The following is a 19572-nucleotide window of genomic DNA, read 5'->3' on the forward strand; positions in this document are numbered from 1 at the left end:
TCGGCCCCTTGGTGGATGGCTCGGAGAGAAGGTTTGGGGGCATGGCTCGGCTCGTCCGAGCGGTGCCCCCATCGTCCGCTCAATTGCCTGGACGTTTATCCAACGAGGCCTTGGGCTCGCCGCTTTCGCTCGACGCGGGGCTCGCGTCCTTGTTCGCCGTGAGCAGCTCCGCCACGAGATCGCGGCACTCCGGCTTGTTGCGCAGATGCGCGAGCAGGAGGTTCGACGCGTCGCTGAAGGCCTTCTCGAAGCCGAGGCCCTCGCGCGTCCGCTGCGCGACCTTCTCGCGGCCCTGCCCGAGATCCTCCTCGAGCGCCTCCGCGTACCGCGTCAGTTGCCCGCGCAGCTCGTCGATCTGGCGCCGGAGATCCCGCGCCGTCGTCTCGCGCGTGTTCTTCTTCGCCTCGTACCGCGCGAGCTGCTCGCGCTTCGCCTGCACCGTCGCGGCCGTCGCGCCCGCGCGTTCGAACACCGTCCGATCGAACGCGCCTTGCCGCGCGGCTCCGTCGGCGAGCTGCTTCGCCTCCATCGCGAACTTCTCCGCTTGTGCGAGCTCGCCGCGCACCTTGTCCACGTCCTCGCCGTCGGCCCCGGCCTCGCGCATCACGCGCGACTCCTCGTGCGCGAGCTCCTCGACCTTGCGGCCGATCTCGGCGCGGAGCGCGCGCCCGCGCCGCTCCAGCGCTTCGAGCTTGCGCGTGTGGCTCGCGACCTCGCCCTCCAGCCGGTTCGCCTTCGCGGCGAGCTCCCAGAGCTGCGCGAGCGCCGTCTGGATGTCGGGCGGCGCGTTCCCTGCCGGGTACGCGCGCGCCACCATGCGGGCGAAGAGCGCCGTCCGGTTCGCCCACTCCGTCACGCCGGCCGACTGCGGCGGCGGCGGCGGCGGCGGCGCGGGCACGGCCTCGCCCGTCTCGATCTCCCAGGGCGTGCTCGGCAGGCTGCGCTGCAGGGCCTTGAGCTCTTCCTGGAGATGGTGGGCGTCGCGGTAGCGCTTGCGGATGTCCTTCTCGAGCAGCCGCATCGCGATCATCTCGCCTTGCGGGTGCGCGTCGGGGCGCACCGTGCGCGGGCGACGAGGGATCGCCGTCCGCTGCATCTCCAGCAGCGTCTCGCGATCGTTTGCACGGAAAGGAAGTTGCCCTGTGAGCATCTCGTAGAAGAGCACGCCGAGCGCGTAGAGGTCCGCGTGCGGCGTGGCCTCCTCGCCGCGGGCTTGCTCGGGCGACATGTACTCCGGGGTCCCGAAGACCGCGCCCTTCGGAGCGAGGCGCGGATCGCGGGCGATCGCGGCGAGGCCGAAGTCGAGGATCTTGACGAAGTCCTTTCGACCGCCGCGCTGCGTGAGGAGGATGTTGTCGCTCTTGAGATCGCGGTGCACGACGCCGAGGTCGTGGGCGCGAGCGAGGGCGGCGCACATCTGCTCGAGGATGTCGACGCCGCGCGCGATCGGCATGGGGCCGCGCGCGAGCTCCGCGCTGAGCGGCGTGCCGACGAGGTACTCCATCACGAGATAGAGCTCGCCTTCCTCGGTCTCGCCGATGTCGTGGATGTCGATGATGTGGGCGTGATCCACGCGGTTCGCGGCGCGGGCCTCACGGAGCATCCATGCTCGGAGGTGCGTCTCGCCCCGCAGATCCGGCCGGATGAGCTTGAGCGCGACGACCCGATCGATGAGCACGTGGCGGGCGCGGTACACGACGCCCATACCGCCCTCGCCGATCCTGGTCTCGAGGCGGTAGCGACCTGCGACGACCTTACCGATCATCGGGTCCGCGCTCGCGGTCTTCGGGCCTAACGATGATCGCTGGAGAGCGCGCTGATCCATGTTCCTTCGTGTTCTCCTCGGGTACGGGGCTGGCTCGCGTGACGATCCACGCGCCGCCCGCTCGATCTCCCGCGGATGCACCCGGCGTGGTGTCGGGTGCTCGCGGAGGCGAGGCCTTGCGGCATCGTCGCGGATACTACCAGGGGAGCGCGCGCCGCGTCGACGGGGCTTGATGGCGCAGCCCCAAGGCTGCTAGCGTCCTCTTCTCGCCCCTGGCCTCACAGCCGCCACGGAGGGCGACACTGCCAACAATGTCAGGACCGATCGAGAGCTCAGGCGACATCGAGATCTATTGCCATCCGGCACGATCATCGACCCGCGGCACCGTCCCGTTTTTCGAGAAAATCCCGGCGGGCGAACGGCTCTCCCTCGTCTTCGTCCCCAGCGAGACGTCGGTCCCACCGTACTCCCTCAAGGTTTTCTCGCCGTCGGGCGCGAACATCGTCGACACGCTCGTGCGGGAACCGCCCACCGGCGCTCCGCAGAGCCCTGCGCCGATCGAGTTCGTCGTGTCGTCCCCCGGCATCTATCGCATCGAGATCCGCTCGCTCACCGGCCGGCAGCGCGGCGACGCCAAGATCCGCGTCGGCTGACGCGACGGGCGAACCGAGCACGAACGCGACGCCGAGCGCCGCACGGCCTCGGCGAGCCAGTCCGGTTGTTCCTGATGGAACCCGGACGCGCGCCGTGATCCTCAGAGCAGCATCCCCAGCACGAACGGCGTGGCGACGATGCGCGCAGCTTCGAGCGGCTTCGCCCACGCGCGCCCTTCGAGCACGCCCCCGAGCCCGCCGAGGGCGGCCACGAACCAGGCCGAGAACACGAGCTGCGTCGTGCGCGGCAAGGACGCGCCTTTCACGAGGAAGTACACCGTGACGACGAGCGTGAAGGCGAGCATCACGGCCGCGTAGATCCCCGCGCCGCGCGTCGGCCGCACGTCGTACTTCGCCCGATCCGGCGCGACGTCGATCGCGACGGGCTCCATCCCGCGAGGCCGCCACCCGGGCGGCATGACCCAGACCTTGAGTTTGTCGAGGAACCGCGGCGCGCGTGCGGCCGTCTCCAGGATGTCGCGGAACGGCACCCACGCGCAGACGAGCGGATTCCACGAGGCGATGGGCTTGACGGTCCCGTACACCGGCGGCTCGGTCTCGGGCTCGAACGTCCCGAAGAGCCGATCCCAGATGATGAGCATGCCGCCGTGATTGCGATCGAGATACCGCCCATTGCAGCCGTGATGCACGCGGTGGTGCGAGGGCGTGTTCAGCACCCATTCGAGCGGGCCGAGCTTCCCGACGAGCTCGGTGTGAATCCAGAATTGGTAGACCGTATTGATCCCGAGCGCCGTCGCGAACATGGCGGGCGGGAATCCGAGCAGCGCGAGCGGCAGGTAAAAGAAGCGCGACACGAGCGGCTGGACGGGCCCCTGCCGGAGCGCGACGGCGAAGTTGTAATCCTCGCTCTGGTGGTGCGGCGCGTGCGCGGCCCAGGCGAGGCTCATGCGGTGCGAGGCGCGGTGGAACCAGTAATAAAGAAAATCGAGGCCGACGAACAAGAAGGCCCAGGCGAGCGTAGAGCTCGGCGAGACATCGAAGAAGCGCCGCTCGTAGAGCAGGGCGTACGAGCCGAGGAGCACGCCCGCCGCGACGACGCCGAAGAGCGTTTGCGCCGAGCCGAGGAGCAGATCCGCGAGCACGTCCGGTCCGCGGTAGACGCGCCGCTTCTTGACGCGCCCCACGAGCCATTCGAGGCCCATGAGGACGAAGAATCCGGGGATCGACAGGGTGATGACGTTCACGGCGAGGGCATGGTAGCGGGGTGGGAGGAGGCCGGCAATCATCCCCGCCCGCGGCCGGCGGGCCGATCAGGTTCATCGCCATCCCGAGCGCGAGCTCGACGGGCGTCAGTTCAGCTCGGAACGATTAGGCTCGCATACGGGCTCCGCCGTCATGACGAACTCGGCCGGGGGGGAAAGTTCGGGATCTGCGCGTAGGATCTCCGCCGTCACAGGCGCGGCGACGGGGACGAATGTGAAATCGCACCACATATCGCCACTCTGGAGGAGACCATGCTCGAAGATCAGACGGTAGTGCCCTGGGGGTAGATCGACGACCGCCTTCTGGTCCCATAGTGAGGCCACTTCAACCCTATCACCGACGATGACCTCGAATGGGACGACAATGGCCCTGATCGTGTCTGGTCGCAGGCCGTGCGCATCAGCTCTGCGGATCGAAATGTCAGCGGTCCCTTGGTCGAGGGTGCCGAAGGATACGCTTCCGGGTCTCCAAGCAAACCCTTGATCCACGTGTTCCTGCTGCCAATCGCTAAACGGAATGGCGAGCCCGGTCCAGTGAACGACAATTTGGCTGTAGGAGATGTCCGTCGTGAACTTGATCATTCCACCACAATCCTTACCTGAGTTCCGTCCGGGAGACCGGCGCACCCCGCTCGTATACAGCCGCCAGCGCCTCTGTTGTCTCGTAGGGGGATGGGGCGTACGCTGGCGCCGCGCCCACCTTCTTCGAACATCGCTGGTGGATATTCGTCAAGGTCCATCCCAGCGACCTTCGGTCGACCGGCTTGCGCGGCAGCGCGATTGGCTTTGGCTCCCGCTCTGTTGATGGTAAGTACAGAAGGGTACCCAGCGCGTTGAGCATCTGCGATATGAGCGGCTGCGGTCGGATACTTGCTTCTCTGGACCACGATATCCTTTACCGGGCCCGTCTTGGTCGACGGCCCCTTCGCTCCCGCCTTTAACGTGATCACCGTCACCACCACCGTGGCGACGACCCCCATCCCGGCCCGACCAAGCGCCTCGTAATCCCCCTGCTTCCCGGCGTCCACCCCCTTGATCACGTCGATCGACACCGCATAAAGCGGATTCCCCTGGTTGAGCCCATCCGCGATCCGCCCGCCGGCCCCGTCCAGGTCCGCCTGCACCCCTGGCAGCCCATACCCCCCGCTCGCGGCCGGCGGGCTGATCAGGTTCATGGCCATTCCGAGCGCGAGCTCGACCGGCACCTCGCTCGCTCGCTCGCTCGCGCCGCGCAGCACCTCCTTTGCAATATCGATCCCGCTCTTCTCCACCTCCGCAGCTGGCGCTGCGGCCCGCTGCGGCACAGGCTCCCCGAGCGTGGTCACGTCCCCCGAGCCCGCGCTCCCGCCGACATCCTCGCCCGGATCCCGCCCGGAAAGCTGCCGGATGATATCAAGCGGGACCTGTACATGGTCCCACGGCATCCAGAGCTCCCCCGCGACCGGCTTGGATAGGTCCTCCCCCGTCGCGACTTCGGTGAACCCGCTCGGATCGGTATACCGCAGCGGGTTGTTCAGCACGTAGCTGTACGGATTCCACCCCTGCCCCGACCAAGGCCGCGTAACGAACGGATCCGGCGTCAAGAACCGCCCGAGCCGCGGATCGAAGAGCCGTCCTTTCATGTGGACGAGCCCGATCTCCTCGTCCTCTTCGTGCCCCGTGAACCCGAGCATGATCCCCGGCGGACCAGCGCCCGCCGGAGCGTCGCCCCATACCGGATTCCGCCGCTTGCCAAACGGATCGAAGCTCGTCCGCTCCGGATTCTGCCCCAGCGAATCCGTCACCACGTCGACCGAGCCAAGCGCATCCACATGCAGATACCGCGCCTCCACCCCGCCGGCCTTCTTCGTCACCACCGCAATCGGCCGCTCGGGGCCGTGTACGTAATACCGATGCTCGACCTCCCCCGTGGACCGCGTGATCCGCTCGTAGAGCCCACCGACGTAGATCGTCACCGCATCCGGCGTGCTCTTCCGGATTCGCATCCCGTCGCCGCCGTAATCGAGCAGCACCGCCGCTGCGCCGTCCTTCGCGGTGAACTCTTTCGGCTGATCAAACGCGGTATACGTGATCGTGTGCCCCGGCCGCGTGATCTGGTTGCCCACGGCATCATAGCCGAAGCTCTCGCCATCAGCCCCCGTCGCGGCGTGCACATGCTCGGGATCCGTATATGCGATCGACCCGATCTCCGGCGTCCGCTCCAGGTTCCCATTCGCCGCATACCGCCACTCCCGCGCGCACGACTTCGCCGCATCGAACGATGCGCACGTGAGCCGATCGAGTCCATCATGCAGAAAATGTTCGGTCTTCCCCTGCCGCACGTCTCGCCGGAGTCGCACATTCTGCTCGGGATCGTAGTCGTACCCGAGATCCTGGAGCGTCATCCCCCCGGCCGCGGTCGTCAGGATCGTCGCCACCCGATCCCGCTCCCCGAACCACTTTCGTATCGTCGTGATCCCTTGCCCCAGCACCTCCCCGGTGATGCGCCCCGCCCCGTCCGTCGCCGAAAGCGACCAGTACGCCCCTTGCGTCACCACGTCGCGAACCGCATTCAAATGCCCCGCGCCATCCAGGCCGAGCTCCACTTCGAACGGCACGCCGTCCGCGTCCGGATAACGAACCCGCTCCGGCCTGCCGACCGCGTCGTACGAATACCCCACGGAGAACGTCTCGCCGCCGATCAGGAGCTCCGTTCCGGAAACGCGCCCCTTCTGCACGTCGTACAGCGCCCGCTCGATTGCCCCGTCGGGCGAATGCACCTCGGAGAGCGCGCCTTTCAGGGCTAGATCCCACACCCACGCCGTCTCCCCGTCCTGATCCACGCGCTTGTACAAGCGCCCGAGCTTGTCATGGTGGAGATGCAGCTCCCGCCCGAGCGCATCCTTCGACCAGCGAACCTCACCGAAACCGTTATAATGCGTCTCCGACGCGCCTCGATCCGGATCCTTCGAGAACCGCACCCGCCCGAGCCCATCGCGCTCGAACACCGTCTCGGCCCCACCCGGATCGATGACCTTGCGTGGCCCCGCCGGTCCATACTCGTATTGCGTGAGCCCCTTCTCCGCGTCGTACACGCGCACGGGCCGCCCGAGGCTATCCAGCGTCGTCTCCGTGACGAAACCGCGTGCATTCTTGGTAACGACCGTCGCGCCGTTGTACCTCGTCTCCGTGACGCCACACCACGGCGAGACTTCACGCTTCGCGCGCCCGACGGCATCATACTCGTATGCTGTATACTTCCTCGTCGCAGCCGGCGCCGTCTCCGCATCCGCGACGTATTCCTTGGCCACGTGCTCGCCAAGATCGTCGTAAACCACCTCGCGGAGCACGCGCGGCGCAAGTTGCCCCGGCGCCGATACACCGCTCGACCACGTGCGCAGCGTACGGCCGAGCCTATCGATCTCCGCGGTCTCCGCGCCCCATCCAACCGCCGCCCGCGTGATGGCGATGCGACCCTGCACGAACTGCCGCGTAACGACCGTCTCCGTCCCATCGGGCCGGACCTCGCGCGTCACGCGCCCGAATCCATCCACCGCCCAGGCCGTCGCGAGCGCATTCGGATCCACCTCGGCGAGCTGCGCGCCCGTCCCCGGATCATACCGCTCGAACGAGAGATGCCCGAGCGCATTCTTCCGCGCGAACGGGAAAAGCCCCTGCTCATCATAAGAGACGCACGCCGCGCGTTTCCCCTCGAATGCGTCCGTGGCGACCGTCCGGATCACGTTTCCGAAGACATCCCGATTGAAGAGCACGCCGAGCTTCGTCTCCGCGTCGCCCTCGCTCTCGACCTCGATCCGCTTCAATCGTCCGAGGATGTCATGCTCCTGCCGCGTCGTTCGGCAAGCCGTCTCGTCACCCGCCGTGCTGCACGCCGTCTCCTCCGCGAGCCGGCCCACGATCCATTTCGATGTATCATTCTCGAAGATGCGCTCGGCATCCTCGACGAGCTCCGCCGTGCTCGCCGGCACGAGCCCGATCCCGTGATCCCTCCCGATGTACGTCCTCTCCGCGAGTACATCGCCGAACGCATCCACATCGCCGACGACGTGGATGGTATCGCGGATCCGCGTCGCGGGAGCTGCGCCGCGCATGGCGTCGCGCGCAAAGGACTCCGGCGTCTTGAATGGTGTTTCGTAGGCCCAGAACGATCCTTGCGCGTGCACCTCGCGCCGGAGGCCGCTTGTCACGAAATAGGACGCGCCTCCGGTCGTCACGACCTTCGCGAGGATCGACGACGACCACGTGACCTCGATCTTATCGTCGGTCTCCGGCTCCCGCGAAGGCGCCCAGCTCCACGAGCGAATCATGTGAGGCGCGAACGGGAATGCCCGCAAATCCTCGTCCCACGTCGCGACGTCGAACACCTCGGCGACGCCGGCCTTCGTGTCGAGGTCATCCACGATCCGCATCCCGAACCCGAGGAAACCACGCCCCAGGCGATGCCATCGTCCATCCCGATACCGCACCCCGAACCGCCTCGGCTTCGCCGCGCCTGTATCGATCTCGTACCCCGTCACCACGCGCCGCGGACCGACCACGCAGCGGACCGGGTATTCACACTCGTTGCCCTCGTCGTACCGCGAAACGTAGGGAAACGCGTCATGCACGAACGACCCCGCGGGCGCGTTGATCGCCACGCTCTCGTCGACGAGCGTGCCATACGAGATCGCCACGTTCGGCCGCTGCGGGTTCATTCCATCCATCGCGGAGGCGAGCACATCCGGGAACCGCGCGCGATTGCGGAAGATGCGGAACGTAGATCCAATCGGCAAGAGCACGTCATGCGCGCCATCCCCGTCCACGTCGAGCACCCGCGGCCCATGTGGATCGGCGAGCTTCACGCCCTCGTCCGTCAAGGCCGCGTCGAACGGGATCCCGGCATTCTCCACGGCGAACGTCCCATCCCCCCGCGAGCGCAGGATCCTCCACTGCGACCCGCCTGCCGTCTCCATCGGCATCAAGAGATCCGTCCGCCCGTCGCCGTCCCAATCGAGCGGCGTCGCGAGCCGGGCGTGTTTCTCCACGGGTACGATCGGATTAGAGAGCGCGACCACGGGTTCGAGGAATCCGTCTCCCGTATTGAGGAACGTCCGAAACGCGTCGCCCCAGCCCCATTGCACTGCATCAGGCAGGCGGTCGCCGTTCACGTCCACCAGCAACATCGCGCGCTCGCTCGGCGGAGTAGCCAGCTTCGGATCGGAGAGCGTGACGACGCCGGCCGAATCGAACTTCGCCACCACGTAGCGCGAGAGGTAAAGCGGACTGCTCGACGATATCTTCGCCTCCCGCATCAGGAGCTCGGTCGTCCCGTCGCCATCGGCGTCGATCGTGTAGAGCTCGGTGTCACACGGCTGCGTCGAAAGCGCAGGGAGCGGCTGCTCCGCCGTCTCGAAGCCTTGCGGCGCCCAGCGGTGCAAGGACCATTCGGGAGCAGCGCCGTACCATCGGCATTGCAGCAGATCGACCTTCCCGTCCCCATTCACGTCCGCGAGGTGGCCCGAGGCATCTTGCGCGTTGACGCCTGCGCCGATATGCTGGATCGAGGGGAAAGGGCGGTCGATGCTCGTTTGAAGCAGCGAAAACGACTGATCCGGCTCGTGGATCAGAAGCTTCCATATCGGGCCGCGGCCGTAGACGTCATGCAAGAGCAGATCCGCGCGCCCGTCATCGTTGTAATCGATCGGTGTCGCCGCCTCCGGCTCAGGCACCTTCATGGCCGCGAGGTCTTCCGCGTAGTGCACCCGCTCAGCGCCTATCGTATACGGCTGAAGGAATGGCTGCGGCGCGCTCGGCCCCGCGTTCACGGACACCATGGCCCGCGTGCGCGGCGTCTCCCCTGAATTCGCGTCCCCCGAAGGCAGATCCATCACCACCAGGTCGTCACGCCCGTCCCCCGTGACATCCATCGGCATGACGGACGCCTTCGGCGAGCTCGGCAGGAGCAACGACGTGGGGATATCGTCCAAACCGAGCTCGGGCGTGTTCCATCCGAACGACAGTGGCGGCTTGCAAACGCCGTCTCCCGCGCACTCCTCCATCGTCGTCAGCAAGAGGCGCCCCGTCGTCGGGCTCGGCTCCTCGGTGAAGCGGTACTCCCGGACAAGCTTCCCCTCGGCCCACGTGCGGATCCGCAGCAATTGCCGGCTGCTCCGGAACGTTTTTCCCGCCCCGAAGACGACATGCTGCGCGGACGCCGGCTTCTGCGTGTACACGAAGTCCACACGCCGCGTCCCCGGGACCTCGGGGTGCCCGGTGTATTCGATCGCCTTCGGCACGATCTCCCCGCCTTCATCGTGATAGGCGTACGCCACGAAATTTCGGCTGCGATCCTCGGCCCGCGTGATCCAGAAGGCCCTCCCGAGCGCGCCGTACGTGAGGATCAGCCCCTCCTTCGTGAAGGCCCGGAACTTCGCGCCTTCACGGACCACCTTGACGAAGGTATCGGGGAACGTGCGGAATTCGTCCTCGCTCACCTCGACCAGGCGAAGCCCATCCAGGCACAACGCGTCCCCATCATCGTACCGAACCCCGCGGATCTCCCCGTCTTGCGCCACCGTCCGCGGACAACGTGTAATCACCGAGAACCCGGCGACCGCAAATCCCACCCCGAGCGGTCCATCTCCCGCCGCGCTGTCGTAGGTGATTGCAAGCTTCGGCTCGACCCCGGCGCGCCCCGGCGGCACCTCGATCGGGACTTCGTACCGAGCTTCTCCCGCGTTCGTCGTCGAGAAGCGACTTGCCACGCGCCCCGCGGGGGACGTCTGCCCCGCCGTCAGCGGCGTAGGGAACGGATCGGCGATCTCCTCCGAAGAGGGACACACAGGCCCGAGCTCGAAGGCAACCGGCGGCCCGAGAAGACAGCCGCCTCCGAGCACGACCCCGATGACCAACAACAGGTGGCCCACCCACGCAACGCCCCTCACCGGCATCCCTCCCCTTCCTATGCGACCAAGAGAGCCGGGCCGGGAAACGTTGTCAAGCTCGCTTGCGTGGGCGCAAAAGCGCCGATCCACGCTGCGAGGCATGCCTTGCACCGGTGCAAATCGGGAGCCCGCGTCCCGAGGACCGTCTTGCACCGACGCAAGAGCCCCGAACACATCACGAGGCGTGCCTTGCACCGGCGCAAGACCCCTCAAATACGCGGCACGACGCCTCTTGCGTGCACGCAAGCAACATGAAGCGCTCGCCTTGCGCCCCCTTGCACGCACGCAAGCGCGCCCATCCATCCGTCTTCGCGCTTCTTGCTCGCAGGCGAGGCTCGCGATGCAACCACGCCGAATGCCTTTGCGTCGACGCAGCCCCCTCCCCCAAGCCGCTCACCCTCGATTTGCACGGAGGCGCCCCCCACCGTGCTCACATGCCACGCGCCGCTTGACACGCGCGCGGACGCACCAGTAAGGTGCCGCACCCCCGGAGGACACATTCAATGCAAGGCCCGACCATGAATACGCCGGTCTCCAAGTGCCTCGACCTGGCCGCGTATTCCGCGCGTATGCTCGGCAAGTTCACGAACCTGCCCGCGCTCATCGCCCTCGGGGCCGAGATGACGGCCGCCGCCGCCGAGCTCAGCGCGGCGCAAGCCGCCTACGAGAAGGCCGTGACGGATATCCTGCCGATGCGCGTCGACGTGAAATACGAAAACTATGTCTCCGATCGTCGCATCCGCGTCACCCAGCAAAAAGCCGAAATCGCCGATGGCAAGCGCGGCGGCCGCATCGCCGGGATCGTCTTCCCCGAAGGCTCCGCGCCGATCACTCGCCTCGTAGGCGCCTCGCAGGTCCAGGCCATGGTCGATCTCGAAGGCCGACTCAAGTCGGCACAGGACCTCTGGTCCGACGCCAGCGCCGAGAAGGAGGCCATCGGCCAGCACCGCGAGCAATACGACAAGGCCCTGACGGCTCGCAAAAACGCTGGCCAGAACGCGCGGGACATGCGCGCTGCGCGCAACGCGGCCAAGGACAAGTTCCTCCACAAATACGCCGAGATCATGAGCCGCGTCGAGGCCGAGTTCCCGAAAGACCGCGCCACGCAGGACCTCTTTTTCGACGAGGTCCGCACCAAATCGTCCCTCGCCACCGCCGACACGAGCACCGGCGACGAGGCGGACGACGAGGGCGTCGAGGGCGAAACCAGCGGCGGGTGACGCACGCCTCCTCGCGCTTCAATGCAGCGTGCAGGCCATCCGGACGAACGATCCGCCGTCGCCCCATTCCATCGCGTGCGCCGTTTTCTTCGCGAAATGGGCGGTCACGAACCCAAACGGAAGCGGACCGTCCGCCTGCTCCTCCTCTTCGAGGCTGACGTCGACGCTCTCGATGCACGCCGAGCCCTTGTCGACACGGACCTCGTAATACACCGCGTGGATCCGCGCGTCCGCCGACTTCACGCCGTCGACATCGAGGAGAATGCCCTCATTTCCCTCCCGGAGACGAAACAGCATCCCCGGTGCGCCTGGACGACAGGTCGGCATGGCCCAGAACCCACCACGCCTCGGAGGTCGGTGCATGATCCATCCGTGCAACGGAAGAGGCGAGACCGTATTCGCGCGCGCGCCGAGCTGTAGCGCCTGCGCAGCGGCCCACCCACTGCCATCGAGGAGGACCGGTAGCTCCTTGCTCCCGGGAATCCCCGCCTCGGCCACGTTATGCGGTCCGTGCAAGGGGGCGACGTTCTGCAGCGAGCCGTCCGCCATCCATGCGAACAGGTATTGCCCGGTATTTCCCACGACCGGATCGTCGTCGTTCGGCCCCAACGTCGCCGTCAAGAAGCTCCCGTCGGGGTGCTTGCGGAGCCGCGTCGTGCGAGCTGATTTCCCCGGGGTCCCGAGGACCAGATCATACACGAGGCGATCGCCTTCCCCATGAGATACGACGAAGAGCGTACGGTTCCCTCGGCGGACGACGGCATGCAGGTCGGGAAGCAATGGGACGCCGGGGGGCGCCGGCACGGTCCACGTATCCACTTTCCCCGTGGTCTCGTGCGGATCAATGGCCTGGAGCGACCATCGCTCTGCCTTTTCCCCGTCGGAGGACGCGAACGACTCCAGCCGTCCGGCAACGACGTTGGCGTCTTTCGTGACCACGACCTCCTCGATGTGCCGGTGATCGACGGTCGGGACCCCTCCGCTCGCGGCGTCGTACATGGCCTGGCGCGCGCTCGCATCCCATAACGGGGGCGCCGCGCCGATGCGGCCGCGACGCGCGCACGAGAGCGTCCGAATCGTCGGCATCATTTCGCTCGGTTTGGGAAGAACGGCGAGCGGTGGGCCCGCTGGCGGCGGTGGATCGGAGGGATAAGGAGCTGCCGGCCCCCATCCGACACGGAGCCAGCGCAGCATGGCAATCCCGGATTCACTCGGCATGGCGACGAGCGTTGCATTTTTATGCACTGGATCCTTGGGCAGCGGGCCGGCGTTGAACCACGACGCTCCGGCATCGGGGGAGAGGAGCATGTTGTCCCCGAGGATCACCCCATGCCCCCGGCGAAATCGGGCACTGTGCGCGGACAGCGGTGTCACCGTCGCCGGCCCGGAGAGCGGCTGACGGACATGAACGATCTCCCCATTCAGGGACACCATGGCATGCAAAGCTCCGCCTTCGTCCTGCTCGATGGAGCCGAGCACCTCCGTCGGTCCCTGGGCTCCCTCGGGAAACGAGAGCGGCGGGAGCGCCTCGGGCTTCGTCGATCGGGAAAACAGCTCGAATCGCGTCTCGGGAATCGGCACTCCGGATGGCTGGTCCACGTGGGTGCCGGTGATGCCCTTCAGGTGGACGATGGTCCCGTCCTCCAGCGCGCCGACGCCCTCCAGAAGCCCGGTGCCTTCCTCGTAAAGGTCCGGCTTCGGACGAACCGGCTCGATGTCCCCCTCGGGCCCGGACGCGCACAAAACGACGGGGGCCTCCTCCGCCTCGGCGGATGCGTCCTTCGCCCGCGGGGGCGCGCAATGACCGTAGAAGACGAGGGCGCCGCGAGGCCGCTGAATGACCTCGTGCGCATACGTCCGGGAGATCTTCGGCATCTCGGCGCGCCGCAGGGCGAGCGGGCCCTTCAAACGGAACGCGGCCGTCTCGACGCGGTCGAGATCCATGGGGCAAAAGACGAGCCCTCGATCCGGCAAATGCGCGGCGCGGCAAGCCATGATGTCGTGCCACTGGGGATCCGCCAGCGTGTCCTTCTGGAGATTCGCCGGATTCCACGCGACCTCCAGGGCCGCGCCCGTCCTCGGATCCACGCGGGCGGCCATGCGATTCACCGCGATGAAGACGCCCCCGCGCGGGTCGGGGCTGCCATCCCGAATGGCGAGCTCGATCGGATCGGTTTCCGTCGCTTCGATCCACGCGAGCGTGGGGTTCGTCGGGGTCATGCCGACGAACCTGCGCGCGAATGCGCCGACGCGATGGCCCGCGAAATCGATGGGGGCGCGGAAGTCGCCGCGGACGGCCTCGATTCGATCCCCGCGCCGCCCGAGGTCGAAGTCGTACACCCGCTCCTCGGGTTTGTCGGCGTCGGGCACTTGAAATGTCTTGCCGCCGTCGCGCGTCATGGCCAGGCCTATCGATTCGAACACGACGGCCCCTTCGTCCATCGATCGAAACAGGATGTCTTTCGGCGGGACGTCGGGCCACCCCGCGAGGGTCCTCCTCGCGCCGGTCTCCACGTCGAGCAGCAGGGCGGGCGCGCCGCTGCCCTCCGAATCCCACACGGCCACGAAGCCGGGCCCCGCGCCGACCTTCGAGATCTCGTTGACGGGCCCGTCACGAAACTCCTCGACGAGCACACGGGGCTCGCCCAAGGGATCGTCGAAGCGATAGAGCGCCTGGCTGTTGTACCCGACGAGGCGGAGCCCTCGCGGCGTCGGTACCGCGAGCATATCGTCGAGCGGCTCGGGCGTGAGGACCTTTTCGTCGAGGATCGAGCCATCGGCACGAATGAGCGCGCGACGGCCCCCCATCAGCACGAGCGTCCCTTCTGGCAAGGCGAGGATCACGCGCGTCGCCCGGCCCGTGCGTACCCAGCGCGCTTCCGGCTCCGCGGGGGCATTTCCGCGCGGCACCGACGGCGCGTCGTGCAGCGGCGTGGACGACGCCGTCGCCTTGGGCCGCGCGGCCTGTGCGCAGGACGCACCCAGCACGACGAGCGCGGTGAGCACGAAGGCGCGGCGAAGGATCACGGCGCGGACGTTAGCGTCGCGGGTGTGTCATGTAAAGCTCACGCGCCGCGCTTGCCGGGCGCGTCAGCGAAATGGGAAGGAGCCGCGCCGCTCCCCCGCCCTTACTTCTTCCCGAGCTTCTTCTTCAGCGCCGAAAGCTCCGCGTCGATCTCCGACGCGGCCTTCTTCCGGTCCTTTTCGGCCTGCTTCGCCGCGGCCGCGCGCGCCTTCTCCTCGGCGAGCGCGCGCTTCTGCGCTTCCTTCGCCGCCGCCTCGCGCTCCTTCGCCGTCGGCTCCCGCGTCGCTTCTTCGACCTTCTCCACGGCCTCTTCGAACAGCGCCTTGCCCGCGCTGAACCCGAATCCGTGCACGATCGCGTCCGCGAGCCGCTTGATCACGGCTTCTTCCCCTTCTTCCACGCCTTCAGCGCGAGCTTGCGCTGGTGGTCCCTCGCCACCGTCCCGTCCGGCCCGCGGCCGTGCACGTAGTCTTTTTGCCACGCCGCCTGGTTCGCGCTCGAGCCCTCGACCGGCAGCTCCTTGATGAATTGCGTGCGGCTGTTCCGCCATTCGAGGTAACTCTTCGCGACCTCCGGATCGTCGTAGAGCCCGCGCAGCTCCGGCTCGAACGATTCGAGCTCGCCGCGGCGCATCGGCACGATCATCGCGATGGGCTCGCCCCGCTTCCACGTCACCGGATGCTGCGCCCGCGTGAGCTGCCAGTTCATCGTGAACGTCGCGGTGGTCCAGTCCGTCTCGACGAGCCCGTCGAGCGGGTAGGCGCCGTCCTTCGGCATGTTCGCAGGGCCCCGGACGAGCAAGTTGTACCCGGGCGGCGTGCGGAACAGGAACGGAATGGTGAACGTGAGGATCCCGTGCCCGAAATGGCTCATCGCCAGGTACGGCTCGGGGCCCTCGATGTTCTCGATGCACACGCTCTTCAGGGAGTCCGTGCCGTCCCAGATGGCCCGCACCGTGTGCGGCGACAGGACGAGCCAGCCGGCCTGGTTCGCGATGAGCAACGGCAGGCACCGGTTCGCGAACGCGTCCCGCGTATCGTTCATCCATTCGCGCTGGATGGGCCCGGGGACGAGCTCGGGCGGCTCTCCGGTGCTGGTGTGGTAGGCGAGGAAGGGGAGCTTTTGGGACTTCTCGGACATCGGCCGGGACGATCCTAGCAAAGCTCCCCGGCCCGTGGCGACGAAAATTCAGTTCGTGTTTCGAAGGATCACGAGCGAGTTCGTGGCATTCGACGTGACGAGCAGGTCGGGCCGGCCATCCCCCGTCACGTCCGACGCCGAGACGGACGTCGGGCGCGAGACCCCGCCGATCGTCGGCCCAGGCGTGAAGAAATCGCCCGACCAGAGGAGCACGTTCACCCGTCCGCCCGCGAGGATCACGAGGTCCTCGTCGCCGTCCATGTCGAGATCTTCGAGCACCGGGTTCCGCGCGATCCCGAGGCCCAGCATGAACGTCGTGCCGATGAACGTCCCGTCGCCGACGCCGAGCATCAGCACGACGCCGTCCCCCTGCCCGTGCGTCGCCACGAAGTCCGCGTGCCCGTCGCCGTTCACGTCGCCCGCCGCCATGTCGCCGATGATGTCGTCGACGAGCAGGTATTCCTTGGCGTTCGCGAACGTCCCATCTCCGTTGCCGGGCTGCACGAAGACCACGAATTCGCCTGCGCCGGCAAAGTCGAGCTTCCCATCTTCGTCGAAATCGGCGACCGCCACGGCGTCGGTGAACAGGAATTCCGCCTCCGAGAACGTGCCATCGCCGTTGTTCCGGAGCGAGACGCCGCCGTTGTTCGTGTCGGCCACCGCGAGGATGTCGATGTCCCCGTCGCCGTCCGTGTCGCCGACGTCCGTGCTGCCGGCGCCGATGGAGATCTCGTCGTACGAGGAGATCGGCGCGTCGAACGTCACGTTGCCCGTATTCGGAAACGTTTGCACCATCGGCTGGCCCTCGCCATATCCCGGGAGCACGGCCACGAGCTCCGCGCCCGGATTCGCGTCCGCCGGGAACACGAAGAGCCCGATCGACGGATCCATGAGCTCGTGCGAGCCGGCCTGTTCGAACCCGCCGCCGATCTTCCCTCGGAGGATCGTATTCACCGCCGCGACATGGCCGAACACGATGTCCGTTTGCCCGTCGCCGTCGAAATCGGCGGACACCGATTGACGGGCGCCCACGCCATAGGGCACGCCGAGCGGCGAAAGGAAGCTGCCCATTCCGTCGCCAGGCAGGACCGAGATCCCGGGGCCGTCGTTGCCCGCGACGATGTCCACGTCCCCGTCCCCGTCGACGTCGCCCGCGGCGAGCGCCTTCGGGGTTCGCCCCGCGTCGAGCTCGATCCCGTCGGAGAGCGCCCCGCCCGTGTTTTTCAGGACGTACGCCCCGCCGAAGCGGTGCGCGATCAGCACGTCGAGCTGGCCGTCTCCGTCGACGTCCTTGATCTCCTCGATCTCGGCCGACAGGCTCGTCGCGTATTTCACCATCGGCGCGAACGTGCCATTGCCGTTGTTCACGAGGACGCCATAACCGGTGGTGAACGCTTGCCGCGGGCCGACGACGACGTCGAGCTTTCCGTCGCCGGTGAGGTCTGCGAGCGCGATCGTCTCGGACCGCTGCGCCGGCAGCGTCGTGCCCATCCCGAGCGCGCCGCCGCCCGTCCCCTTCCAGAGCCAGGCCACATTCGAGGTCGACGTGCTGGTCGTCACGACGTCGATGAATCCATCCCCGTCGACGTCCCCCACGGCGAGCCCGAAGATGTTGTGCGTGCCGCCGCCCGTGGTGTTGTACGTCGCCGCGAGCGTGAGCGTGCCGTCTCCGGCGTTCGTGAGCACGTCGATGCCGTTCGAGCCGCGGGAGACGACGATGTCGACGTCGCCGTCCGCGTCGATGTCGGTCGGGGCGAACGCACCCGGAGACATGCTGCCCGTCTCGTATTGCTTCGGCTCCATGAGCGAGCCGTCCCCCTGGTTCAGGGCGACGAACACGCCGATCGCGGTCCCCTGGAAATTGTTCGTCGCGACGACGTCGGGCTTGCCGTCGCCATTCATGTCGGCGACCGCGACGTTCGTCGAGATCGCTTCGAACACGACGCGGCCGACCTCCTGGAACGACCCGTCCCCGCTCCCCCGCAAGACGCCGAGGAAGCCTCCGCTCGTGTTCACCACGACGAGATCGAGCTTGCCATCGCCGTCCATGTCGGCCGTGCGGACCGCCGTATTGCCCCCGCCCACGGCCGCGGGATACGAGCCGTCGAAGACGAATTGCAGGTTCATCGAGCCGCCGCCGCCCGCGCCGCCCATTCCTCCGGCCCCGCCTTGCCCGCCTTCGCCGCCTTGCCCCCCGGCGCCGCCCATTCCTCCGGCGCCGCCCATTCCTCCGGCGCCGCCCATTCCTCCGCCTTGCCCGCCTTCGCCGCCCGCCCCGCCGACGCCGCCCGTCCCGCCGTCGCCGCCCATTCCGCCGGACCCGCCCATTCCGCCGGTCCCGGCGGATCCTCCCGTTCCCGACGTCGGCCCCGTGCCTCCGTCGCCGCACGCCGAGAGCACGAGCCCGACGGCCGCCCAAATCGCAAGCTTGCTACGCTTCATCGCCAAGTCCTCCGCTCCTCCGCTGGAAACGCGACCCCTGCCGTTCGTCAGGGCGAACCAATCACCACCGTTCTCTGCTCCGTGAGGGCCGTCCCGTCGGTGTCCGAGACCTCGGCTTTCAAATCCACTTGCCGGTTGATGAGCTCTCCCATGTCGAGCTTCGAGTCGATCCGGAATAGGAGCCCCTTCGTCTCGCAGAACCCCTGCGCCGGCCTGTCCGGAAAAACGCGCACCGATTGCGAAGGCCCGATCACCTCGCCCGTGTCGGTGAGCGTCGCCGTGAGTTTCACGATCGCGGTCTGCTTCACGCCTTTCGTGCGGAGCGACGCGAAGATGTGGTGCCCCCCTTGATCACCGGACCAGACCTGCAACGTGTCCTGATCGGAGAGCGGGCTCCAGATCTCGTTGCCCTGCCCGAGCGTCATCGTCGGCGCGCCCGGCTCTTTCGGCTTGCACCAGCTGTATTTTGCCCAATCGGACGTGTACTCCTCGAGCACCTCCGGCGCGAGATGAGGATCGAGGCAACGCCCCCAGTTGCACGTCAGGCCCGCACCACACCCCGCGCCGCAGCCAATGCTGCTCAGCGTCACGCGCAGGAGCGGTGTCTTGCCCGCGCGGGCGCGGGTGCTCGCGAGGCGCTGCACCACGTCCATTCCCGTGCCGTCGACGTCGGTGTCCAGCGAGACCTCGACGAGCGCGTCGTCGGCGAGGCCCTCGATCGAAAGCTCCTGGGGCAAAAGGAGCGGCGCCGGCACGCCCGAGCCCCACATCTCGTCCCGGACCACCGCGCCGTCCACCTTCGCCACGACGTGCACCGACGCCGCCTGCACGAAGAGCTCGTTCGGCGCATTGATCACGCCGACGACCACGCGCGCCTCGTTTCCGCCGCCGCCCATGCCCCCGGCGCCGCCCATTCCGCCGGACCCGCCCATTCCGCCGGACCCGCCCATTCCGCCGGACCCGCCCATTCCGCCCGCGCCGCCGCCGGCGCCGCCCATTCCGCCCGCGCCGCCCATTCCACCGGTGCCCCCGGCGCCGCCCATTCCGCCGCCCCCGCCGGCGCCCCCCGCGCCTCCGGCGCCTCCCGCGCCGGGAGAAGGATTCGGTTCGCCCCCGCACGCAGCGAGAGATGTCAGAAGCAACAACAGACAGGTGAAGGATCGCTTGTTCACGGTACGCTC

At 67.6% G+C, this 19572-nt stretch carries 11 protein-coding genes; 2 read left to right on the forward strand and 9 right to left on the reverse strand.

All coding sequences use genetic code 11. The features are described 5' to 3' along the window. Window positions 1–79: 79 nt before the first annotated feature. Window positions 80–1765 carry a serine/threonine protein kinase gene (locus QHF85_RS24740; protein ID WP_281329762.1) on the reverse strand — a complete coding sequence of 562 codons (1686 nt, stop codon included), beginning with the start codon at window positions 1763–1765 and terminating at the stop codon, window positions 80–82. Between the two features lie 311 nt (window positions 1766–2076). Between QHF85_RS24740 and QHF85_RS24745 the strand changes: the two genes are divergently transcribed. After that, the gene (locus QHF85_RS24745; RefSeq protein WP_281329763.1) at window positions 2077–2418 is read left to right on the forward strand and encodes a hypothetical protein; all 342 of its coding nucleotides are present in this window, start codon (window positions 2077–2079) and stop codon (window positions 2416–2418) included. A gap of 101 nt (window positions 2419–2519) precedes the next feature. On the opposite strand, the gene QHF85_RS24750 is transcribed toward QHF85_RS24745, so the two are convergent. From QHF85_RS24750 to QHF85_RS24760, 3 genes are all read right to left on the reverse strand, one after another. Next, window positions 2520–3623 carry a sterol desaturase family protein gene (locus QHF85_RS24750; RefSeq protein ID WP_281329764.1) on the reverse strand — a complete coding sequence of 368 codons (1104 nt, stop codon included), beginning with the start codon at window positions 3621–3623 and terminating at the stop codon, window positions 2520–2522. Between the two features lie 105 nt (window positions 3624–3728). Beyond that, window positions 3729–4223: a competence protein ComJ gene (gene comJ / locus QHF85_RS24755; RefSeq protein ID WP_281329765.1), complete on the reverse strand. Its 495-nt coding sequence runs from the start codon at window positions 4221–4223 to the stop codon at window positions 3729–3731. After that, the gene (locus tag QHF85_RS24760; protein WP_281329766.1) at window positions 4220–10462 is read right to left on the reverse strand and encodes an RHS repeat-associated core domain-containing protein; all 6243 of its coding nucleotides are present in this window, start codon (window positions 10460–10462) and stop codon (window positions 4220–4222) included. The genes comJ and QHF85_RS24760 overlap by 4 nt, the downstream gene beginning before the upstream one ends. A 620-nt stretch (window positions 10463–11082) precedes the next feature. Here QHF85_RS24760 and QHF85_RS24765 point away from each other — a divergent pair. After that, window positions 11083–11784 (forward strand): hypothetical protein, encoded by a 702-nt coding sequence (locus QHF85_RS24765; RefSeq protein WP_281329767.1) that lies wholly within the window; start codon window positions 11083–11085, stop codon window positions 11782–11784. A gap of 18 nt (window positions 11785–11802) precedes the next feature. On the opposite strand, the gene QHF85_RS24770 is transcribed toward QHF85_RS24765, so the two are convergent. The 5 genes from QHF85_RS24770 to QHF85_RS24790 form a co-directional block, all read right to left on the reverse strand. Next, window positions 11803–14811, reverse strand: a complete 3009-nt coding sequence (locus tag QHF85_RS24770) for a hypothetical protein (protein ID WP_281329768.1) — start codon at window positions 14809–14811, stop codon at window positions 11803–11805. Between the two features lie 101 nt (window positions 14812–14912). Beyond that, a complete protein-coding gene (locus tag QHF85_RS24775; protein ID WP_281329769.1) occupies window positions 14913–15188 on the reverse strand; it encodes a hypothetical protein in 276 nt (91 codons plus the stop codon). After that, window positions 15185–15949, reverse strand: coding sequence for a DUF6065 family protein (locus QHF85_RS24780; RefSeq protein WP_281329770.1), 765 nt, complete (start codon window positions 15947–15949; stop codon window positions 15185–15187). The genes QHF85_RS24775 and QHF85_RS24780 overlap by 4 nt, the downstream gene beginning before the upstream one ends. A gap of 48 nt (window positions 15950–15997) precedes the next feature. Next, window positions 15998–18391 carry a VCBS repeat-containing protein gene (locus QHF85_RS24785; protein ID WP_281329771.1) on the reverse strand — a complete coding sequence of 798 codons (2394 nt, stop codon included), beginning with the start codon at window positions 18389–18391 and terminating at the stop codon, window positions 15998–16000. Between the two features lie 47 nt (window positions 18392–18438). After that, window positions 18439–19563, reverse strand: coding sequence for a hypothetical protein (locus QHF85_RS24790; protein ID WP_281329772.1), 1125 nt, complete (start codon window positions 19561–19563; stop codon window positions 18439–18441). Window positions 19564–19572 lie beyond the last annotated feature (9 nt).

The sequence above is a fragment of the Polyangium sp. 6x1 genome (genome assembly GCF_029946515.1).
GTDB lineage: Bacteria > Myxococcota_A > Polyangia > Polyangiales > Polyangiaceae > Polyangium.

Excerpts from the sequence above, each read along its gene's own strand:
- QHF85_RS24740 (WP_281329762.1), bottom strand. The coding sequence starts at position 1,765 with ATGATCGGTAAGGTCGTCGCAGGTCGCTACCGCCTCGAGACCAGGATC.
- QHF85_RS24745 (WP_281329763.1), top strand. The coding sequence starts at position 2,077 with ATGTCAGGACCGATCGAGAGCTCAGGCGACATCGAGATCTATTGCCAT.
- comJ (WP_281329765.1), bottom strand. The coding sequence starts at position 4,223 with ATGATCAAGTTCACGACGGACATCTCCTACAGCCAAATTGTCGTTCAC.
- QHF85_RS24765 (WP_281329767.1), top strand. The coding sequence starts at position 11,083 with ATGAATACGCCGGTCTCCAAGTGCCTCGACCTGGCCGCGTATTCCGCG.
- QHF85_RS24780 (WP_281329770.1), bottom strand. The coding sequence starts at position 15,949 with ATGTCCGAGAAGTCCCAAAAGCTCCCCTTCCTCGCCTACCACACCAGC.
- QHF85_RS24785 (WP_281329771.1), bottom strand. The coding sequence starts at position 18,391 with ATGAAGCGTAGCAAGCTTGCGATTTGGGCGGCCGTCGGGCTCGTGCTC.